Below are 8061 nucleotides of genomic sequence, written 5' to 3'. Positions count from 1 at the left end.
ACATCGCGCACGCGTTGCACGATAGCCAGCATGTCGATCATGTGACCTTGCGTAACTACAAACGCAACGTGCTGCGTACCCCGGCGAACAACAAGCTGCGGATGGATGACACGCGGGGGCGGGAGCACGTCAAGGTCAGTACTGAGCACAGTGGTAAGAGCCAGCTGAATCTTGGGCATTTGGTGGATGGTCAGCGTAAAAAACGTGGGGAAGGGTTTGAGCTACGTACAGATGCTTGGGGGAGCATTCGTGCAGGCAAAGGGTTGTTCATCAGTGCGGATATACAGGCCAAGGCTTCTGGTGATGTGCTCACCATGGCGCCAGCCACCGATCTGGTCGCGGGAGCCACACAACAAATCGCTGACTGGCAGGCAATCGCCCAGTCTCATCGCAGTCGCAAACCCGCCATTGATGGTCTGCAACAGTTCCAGGACCACGCCAAAGACCTGAACGCCTCGGCCATCCTACTCAGTGCGCCCAAGGGCATTGGTGCGGTAACCCCTGAAAGCCTGCTGCTCAAAAGCGGCGAGGCGATGTATGTGCAAAGCAACGATGAGATCAACCTGGCTGCCGCTCAACGGCTGTCCGTCCATGCGAATCAGGCCATTTCCCTGCTTGCCCAGCAGGAAGGCATGCGCCTGGTGTCCGGCAAGGGGCCGCTGGAAATCGAATCCCACAACGACGTGTTGAATCTGATTGCCCAGCAAGACATCACCCTGCAGACCGTACAGGGGCATCTGCAACTGACGGCTAAAAACGGCATCACCTTGGCGTGTGGTGGCGGGTATATCCGCATCACACCCGGCGGCGCTATCGACATCCACACCCCGGGCAAGCTCAACCTTAAAGGCCAACACGTCTGGGAAACCACGACCAGCCAGCGCTTTCCTTTGCGTGAGTTGCCGCATTCGGTGTGCGAAGAGTGCCTGAAAATTGCTCAAACGCAAGCAGCGGGCGCGGTCATGCGCGCCACCGACTGAGGGTAGAAAAATGCAAGAACACTACACACGCTGGATCGAGCAAATAGAAAGCCTGTGCGGTTCCGCGAACGTGGGGCATGTCGATGTCGTGGTTGATCAAGCCGCCTGGGATGTATCCCTATTGCCGGCCCTTCGCCTTATGGAACCGGGCATGCGCTGGTTTTCTTTATTCAGTGCAACACCAGAAGAGGCACTGTTGACGCAGGCGCCCATTTTGATGCGAATCAACCTCGACGACTGGCGGCACAAAGCCTGGCTGGAAGAACTGATTGAGCAAGTCGGGCATCTGCCACGCCTCATGCTGTTGATTTCACCTATGCCGTTTGATGTTTTGGCTAAGTCCCTTCAGGGGCTCTCGCAGCTTGAGTGGGGAGGCCAGTCGGGATTGCTGCGCTTCTATGACCCCCGCGTAATGCCCGAAGTGTTGGCCAGCGTATTGAGCCCAGAACAGAAAGAGCAATTTCTGCGGGTGACCCTGTTCTGGAGTTGGCTGAACCGGGACCAGCAGCCTGTCTGGCAGCCTGGTACCTATCGGTCGAATCAGCCCCTGGCTGAAACCTTTCCTCCCATCAACTTGGCTGACGCTCAATTTGACCGGTTGGGCAGCATCAGTGACGCACAGAATCTGTTCGAAGTTGCCAGGGCGAGGTTTTCGGAACTTTCCCATGAGCAGTGTTTTGCATGTTGTTATCGCGTAGTGCTGCAAGCCAGTCAAGAAAACTATTTTGGTGACTTGAAATTATACGCAGAGTTGCATTGGAGTAGGGCGGATGTTGTCTAGCTGATAGGCCTTAGTTGTCTGTTGAGCAATGCAAGTGGGTTCATGCCGAACTTTGGTGCGAATAAGGAGTAGAGGGTGAGCTATTTAAAAAGCAGCGCTATGTACCAATGGGTGGGCGGTTGTTTTCTTGTTTTACTCGCCGGATGCTCGGTGGGGGAGTCCAAGTTTTTAGCGGGTAATTTGAATGGAGTGAACCACACGTCAGCGGCCATTAATTACTTTTCGGTAAATGGCTATGGTGGCGCCAATATATCTCCGCATGGTTATGGTGGTGGGATGTGCTGTGCGATGTTGCCAAGGCAATGGCAGCCAGGCTTGAAGCTTGAAGTGGAGTGGGAAACTGACCCGAACCCCTATGCAAAATCTCCGCCTTTAGGTTCGGATGCATTTCGAATTTTTATGGCCAAACATAAAACCAACTACCAACAACACAGTGCCATAGTAGAGCTTCCTCCTTATGAGGATAGATTGTGTGCGTTGGAAGTGCATTTTTTACCCTGCAATCAAGTCAAGGTCTCCACGTCTTGTTGGCGCTATCCATCACCCAATAGCCCCATCAAGGAACCATTGGAAATGAAGGAGCCAGCCATATGTCCGAAGTGAAGAGCGCCGAATCGTTTTATGTGTCTGACTTTTCCAAGAAAGGATGTTTATCCAGTGAGTCGCAGGAGGTTCTGAATGAAAGAGGTTTGGCGCAGGTATTTTTCTTACAGAGCTTAAGTGTGAATAAGGAGCATGGGATGAACTATTTAGAAGGCAGTGCTATGTGCCGATGGCTGGGCGGTTGTTTGTTTTTGTTACTGGCTGGGTGCTCGGTGGGGGAGTCCAAGTTTTTAGCGGGAAATTTGAATGGAGTGAACCACACGTCAGCGGCCATTAATTACTTTTCGGTGAATGGCTATGGCGGCGCCAATATATCTCCGCATGGTTATGGTGGTGGGATGTGCTGTGCGATGTTGCCAAGGCAGTGGCAGCCAGGCTTGAAGCTTGAAGTGGAGTGGGAAACTGACCCGAACCCCTATGCAAAATCTCCGCCTTTAGGCTCGGATGCATTTCGAACTTTTATGGCCAAACATAAAACCAACTACAAACAACACAGTGCCATAGTAGATCTCCCAGCTTATGAGATAGAAAAGCTGTGTTCATTAAAAGTTCATTTCTTGCCGTGCAATCAGATCAAAGTCACAACTGCCTGTATGGCTTATGGCCAACCTGGATATCCGATTAAAGAACCATTGGAAATGAAGGAGCCAGCCGTATGTCCGAAGTGAAGGGCGCCGAATCGGTTTATGTGTCTGACTTTTTCCAAGAAAGGATGTTTATCCAGTGAGTCGCAGGAGGTTCTGAATGAAAGAGGTTTGGCGCAGGTATTTTTCTTACAGAGCTTAAGTGTGAATAAGGAACATGGGATGAACTATTTAGAAGGCAGTGCTATGTGCCGATGGTTGGGCGGTTGTTTACTTTTGTTACTGGCTGGGTGCTCGGTGGGGGACTCCAAGTTTTTAGCGGGTAATTTGAATGGAGTGAACCACACGTCAGCGGCCATTAATTACTTTTCGGTGAATGGCTATGGTGGCGCCAATATATCTCCGCATGGTTATGGTGGTGGGATGTGCTGTGCGATGTTGCCAAGGCAATGGCAGCCAGGCTTGAAACTTGAAGTGGAGTGGGAAACTGATCCGAGCCCTTACGAAAAAATTAAGCGTAAACCTGATGGATTTAATTTTGATGAGGTTGCGTTGGCTAGGCATGAGGCAAACTATGGGAGATATAGCACCATAGTAGAGCTCCCTCCTTATGAGGGCAGATTGTGTGCGTTGGAAGTGCATTTTTTACCCTGCAATCAAGTCAAGGTCTCCACGTCTTGTTGGCGCTATCCATCACCCAATAGCCCCATCAAGGAACCATTGGAAATGAAGGAGCCAGTCGTATGTCCGAAGTGAAGAACGCTGAGTCGGTTTATGTGCCGGCCATATTTCCCAAGAAAAGGCGCTTGCCCAGCGATTTGCAGAGCGTAAGTGCCAACTACGATCTACAAATGATCGAGGTGGAACAGTACCGCCAAGAGTTGAATGCCCTGCGTGGTTTACGTGGTGCTTCTACCTGCGCACATAGCTTGCATATCAGCTTGTTCTTTGACGGTACTAACAACAACGAACCCTACGACACCCATAAGGCCACGCCGCCCCATCCGACCAATATCGCTCGGCTCTACCACGCCACTCTGGAGCAGCCGGAAAGCGGCTACTTTCGTTATTACATCCCCGGTGTGGGCACCCCCTTTCCTGAAATTGGCGAGCTGGACTTCAGCATGCGCGGGTTGGCCTTCGCCAATCGAGGGGAGGACCGGGTTAATTGGGGGCTATTGCAAATTGCCGATGCGCTGTCCTTCGCCCTGAACAACAAGCAGGGGTTGGATCTGCCAGTCGCCCAGGCCAAGCTCAAAGCCATGGCCACCACCTGGCCGCTGACTGCGCTGGGTAAAAGCAGCCGGCGCCAGGCCATGGCCTCGCTGCTGGAGCCCTTGCGGACCAGGGTCGCGACCGTGCAGCCCAAGGTGCTGGCGATCAAGCTGTTCGTCTATGGTTTTTCCCGTGGGGCGGCCGAGGCTCGTACCTTCGTTACCTGGTTGAGTGAGCTATTCGATACCCCGCAAGAGGCCGAACACCCAGAGCAGGCATTATTGGGACTGCCGTTGACCATCGAGTTTCTTGGCTTGCTCGACACCGTGGCTTCGGTGGGCAGCGCCCATGCCGCGCCCTTTGCCGACGGGCATATGGACTGGGCCGATGGCACGCAGCAGTTACCCGATGTCAAGACATTCCCCGAGTGGATCAAGGTCTGCCGGCATTTTGTTGCGGCCCATGAGCAGCGCTTGTGCTTCCCGTTGGACTCGATCCGTTATGCAGATGGCCTTTATCCCCCTTATGCCCGAGAGGTGGTCTACCCCGGAGTGCACTCGGATGTGGGCGGCGGTTACCCACCGGGGGATCAAGGCAAGGCGCGAGGCGGTTCGGGCGAGTTGCTGTCGCAGATTGTGCTACATGACCTGTATGCGGAGGCTTTTGCGGCTGGAGCGCCGTTGACGGTGCCTGAGGCGGTGCTGCCAGATAAGCTCCGGCAGATGCTGCCTACGCGACATATGACTCTTGATACAAAAGAAGAGTTTGACATTACTCCAGAACTCATCGACCGCTTCAACGCCTGGCGCAATACCCTGGGCCTAACCGAAGAAACCACCCCGTCTAACGGCCCATTCCTACGCCTGGGCCACTCCCTCGAAGACGCCATGGCCGCGCAATTGGCCTGGCTCACTGGCTGGCGCATCGAGCGTCTGGCCCGTGGCAGTTACGTCAATCAACCTTTTTACGGCCAAGCCACACAGACCAATGCATCGCTGGAAGCGGCGCAAAAAGCCAAACGTGAGGCTGAGATAGCCATCGCCAAAGAAAAGCGCAAGGCGGCCCGGGGTCAGGAGAACGAAGCACAGCTTCTGTTGGGAACGGCCAGCCCGCCGGCTTACGAACCGGTAAGGGATCAGCAGCAGATCCACGAGGCCGCTGTGGAGTTCGAACACGACTACCAAGGTTGGCGGCGCGATCAGACCAGCGTGGCAGGCTGGGTCGTCGATGTGGCGCTTAGGGACACGGTGTACCTGCTCAATGACGACGACGAGCAGCAGGAGTATGAGCGGATCAAGGCCGAGGGTGAAATGCGCGCCAAGGAGCTGTTTGTTGAGCTCGGGAACAACAGCAATAAGTTTCGCGTCAGCGATTCGCCGCAGAAAGCTGCACTGGTCGCGCTGTTTGACGACCAGATGCATGACTCGCGTGCCTGGTTTATGCACGACGCTACGAGTTCGCGGGAGTTGTGGGGGGATTATTTTCGTTACCGCATGGTGTATTTCGGCGACGAGACCAACAAGCGTATGACCCCGGTGGTGGTGGCCGGGCGTGTGGTGGGCATCGCATTGGTACTGGGCGGGGTGTACAGCATCCGTCGTCATGGCTGGAAAGGTCTGGCAGGCACGCTGGCTGGTGCATCAGTGGGCTACCAGGTGATCGATGTCGTCAGTGGCAAAGTGGAGCCTTTCCTGCCCGGGGCGGAGAAAATCCTGCAACCGACCTTTGCGATCGGTGAGGTGGTGGCGCAGCAAACGCAAGCCATTATCGAGGGTGAAGAGGCCCTGCGCAGGCAGAACATGTTGGACTATCTGAAACGCACTGGCGGGTTGGTCGAACAGGTTAAGGAGCTGGTGTCATGATGCCCCTGGTACGCATGGGCGACCCACTGCACCCGTTTGGCGGTGAGGTTTTGTCGGGGCATTACAAAGCCTTCGGCAAACCAGTGGCCTGCGTGGATGATCAAGTTCGCTGCAACCTGCATGGCATTACGCACATTACCGAAGGCGCTTCGGGTTCAACCATGGACGGCAAGCCTGTGGCGCTGCACGGCCATCGTTGCGCGTGTGGTTGCCAGTTGGTCAGCAGCCTGCCGGCCACTTCAATGGTGGTTGCGCCATGAACCGTCCGCCTGAGTACCCCGACGTTATCGAACCGGGCGAGCCGCGTTGGCGCAGTTGGTGGTTGGGGTTGGCACTGCCGTGGGGAGTGCAGTCGGCCGTTTTGCTGATGCTGTGGCCCCAGGAGCAACCGCGCCTGGAATGGTGGCTGTGGAGCGCGGTGCTGCCGCTGTGCTGGGCGCTGATTCTGGCGGTGCGTGTGTTGGTGTGGCAGATCGAGCTGTTCAACCACAAGGTGTATCTGCGCGCGCTGGAGGTCGCCATGCAGGCTTGGTGGCAACGGCGCTCGCTGGGTTTACCGGTGCAGGATGTGTTGTTGCTCGGCCCGGCGGGTGACATGCAAGAAGACTACCTGAACTTGATGACAAGCGTCTCGCCACCCTTGGCGATACCCGGCGCTACACAGCCCATGTTGCGTTGCCCACTGTCGCTGAGCTTGATCAGCGAGCGTGAACCTGCACTGGCACGGCATCTCACCCGTTTAACCTTGGCCCTCCCGGGGTTGTCCGAGTGCTGGCCACAGTTGCGGGCAATTGCCTGGGTGGGGGATGAGAGCGGCCAGGCTGCTTTCGTTGAGGCGTTGGTCCGGGCGGGAGTGGTGTTGCCCGAGGCCCGTTTGCTGCTACAGAACCTGACTGATTTGGATGACCTGATCGATACCTTCCATCGCGATTGTCGTGGCGAGGACGACTGGTTGTTGTGCGCCGGCGTGGCGTCGGTGGCAAGTGCCGAAGAGGGCGAGCTGGGGGGTGAAGCGGGTTTCTTCTGGCGAGTGAGCTGGCAGGGGCGGCAGTTGGTGCATCGCGGTGAATACCTTGCAAGCCAGTCGCCCGTCGAGCTGTGTGCACAGATGCAGCGTTACGCCGGACTGCAATCTGCGCCGACCACCTGCCTGGCACTGGATCGAGCCAGCCAGGCTGCGTTTGTAGAGGGCGGCTGGTCGGCAGTCGAACATCAACTGGCCGGGCAATGGGGCGTGCTGGCGCACCTGGCGCCGTTTATCGGGATGTCCCTGGCATTGCTGCAAGCGGGGGCGGCGGGTCAGCCCTGTGGTTGGCTGAGCCAGGATGGAAACCAACGATTGGCGATTGGAGTGGCGGTGCCTTATGGCAACAGTTAAGGACGTGGGTAAGGGCTCGTTGGTTCGTGTGGGGTTGGGCTATCTGCTGATCATGACGCTGCTGGTACTGCTCGGTGGTCTGTTGTATGGCTTGTGCAGCGGCTATCTGGGCTGGCCGAAAATGCCGCTCAAGCAATTGCTGCTGTGGGGGCTGGGGGTGTGGTTCGCGCTCTGCTGGTTCTGCCCGGTCATTTTGCTGGCCTGGGATCGTCTGGCGCTTCGCCAGGCACAGCAGGTCGTGAGGGCGGTCACCGAAACGCCGAACTCGCGATTGACCCGGGAACCCGCATCGCCAGATGCGGTAAAAGTGCGCGAGCACCTACGCGAGCACTACGGCCTCTTCTGGCGCCACAAAACCCGCCTGCTGCTCATCATCGGCGAACCCACCGAAATCGAAGCCATCGCCCCCACCCTGGCCGCTCACCAATGGCTCGAAGGCCAAGGCACCGTCCTGCTGTGGGGCGGCAGTGCGCAGGCCGCGCTGGATCAATCATTCCCTGAGCGCTGGAGTGGGCTGAGCCGCTGGCGTGCGCTGGACGGAGTCGTCTGGGCGCTGAACGAAACCCAGGCCGCCGACGATGTCTCGATGGGCAAAGGTGTACGCCAGGTGCAGCGCCTTGCCCGTGACTTGCGCTGGCAGTTGCCGTTATCCCTCTGG

8 protein-coding genes and 1 pseudogene are annotated in these 8061 nt (G+C 56.6%); all 9 read left to right on the top strand.

All coding sequences use genetic code 11. From position 1 onward, the window contains the following. A partial coding sequence (locus TU80_RS30765; RefSeq protein WP_134939266.1) for a type VI secretion system Vgr family protein occupies positions 1–980 on the top strand: 980 nt, incomplete at its 5' end. Between the two features lie 10 nt (positions 981–990). Continuing rightward, complete coding sequence (gene tla1, locus TU80_RS30760) at positions 991–1761, top strand: toxin Tle1 chaperone Tla1 (RefSeq protein ID WP_057006126.1); 771 nt, start codon at positions 991–993, stop codon at positions 1759–1761. A gap of 75 nt (positions 1762–1836) precedes the next feature. After that, positions 1837–2364: a Tli1a family immunity protein gene (tli1a, locus tag TU80_RS32440; protein WP_411220337.1), complete on the top strand. Its 528-nt coding sequence runs from the start codon at positions 1837–1839 to the stop codon at positions 2362–2364. Then, positions 2352–3032, top strand: a complete 681-nt coding sequence (gene tli1a, locus TU80_RS32435) for a Tli1a family immunity protein (RefSeq protein WP_312023782.1) — start codon at positions 2352–2354, stop codon at positions 3030–3032. Before tli1a (TU80_RS32440) ends, tli1a (TU80_RS32435) begins: the two co-directional genes overlap by 13 nt. 138 nt (positions 3033–3170) lie before the next feature. Beyond that, positions 3171–3704, top strand: coding sequence for a Tli1a family immunity protein (gene tli1a / locus TU80_RS32430; protein ID WP_082107747.1), 534 nt, complete (start codon positions 3171–3173; stop codon positions 3702–3704). Next, the gene (locus TU80_RS30755) at positions 3692–6025 is read left to right on the top strand and encodes a T6SS phospholipase effector Tle1-like catalytic domain-containing protein (RefSeq protein ID WP_057006125.1); all 2334 of its coding nucleotides are present in this window, start codon (positions 3692–3694) and stop codon (positions 6023–6025) included. Before tli1a (TU80_RS32430) ends, TU80_RS30755 begins: the two co-directional genes overlap by 13 nt. Next, positions 6022–6285, top strand: coding sequence for a PAAR domain-containing protein (locus TU80_RS30750; protein ID WP_057006124.1), 264 nt, complete (start codon positions 6022–6024; stop codon positions 6283–6285). Before TU80_RS30755 ends, TU80_RS30750 begins: the two co-directional genes overlap by 4 nt. 107 nt (positions 6286–6392) lie before the next feature. Beyond that, positions 6393–7403, top strand: coding sequence for a hypothetical protein (locus tag TU80_RS30745; RefSeq protein WP_057006127.1), 1011 nt, complete (start codon positions 6393–6395; stop codon positions 7401–7403). Next, positions 7390–8061, top strand: a pseudogene (locus TU80_RS33190) (ImcF-related family protein); the annotation flags it as partial. The gene TU80_RS30745 and the pseudogene TU80_RS33190, both read left to right, overlap by 14 nt.

Source organism: Pseudomonas veronii (genome assembly GCF_001439695.1).
Lineage (GTDB): Bacteria > Pseudomonadota > Gammaproteobacteria > Pseudomonadales > Pseudomonadaceae > Aquipseudomonas > Aquipseudomonas veronii.
This window is presented reverse-complemented; position numbering and strand designations above follow the sequence as displayed.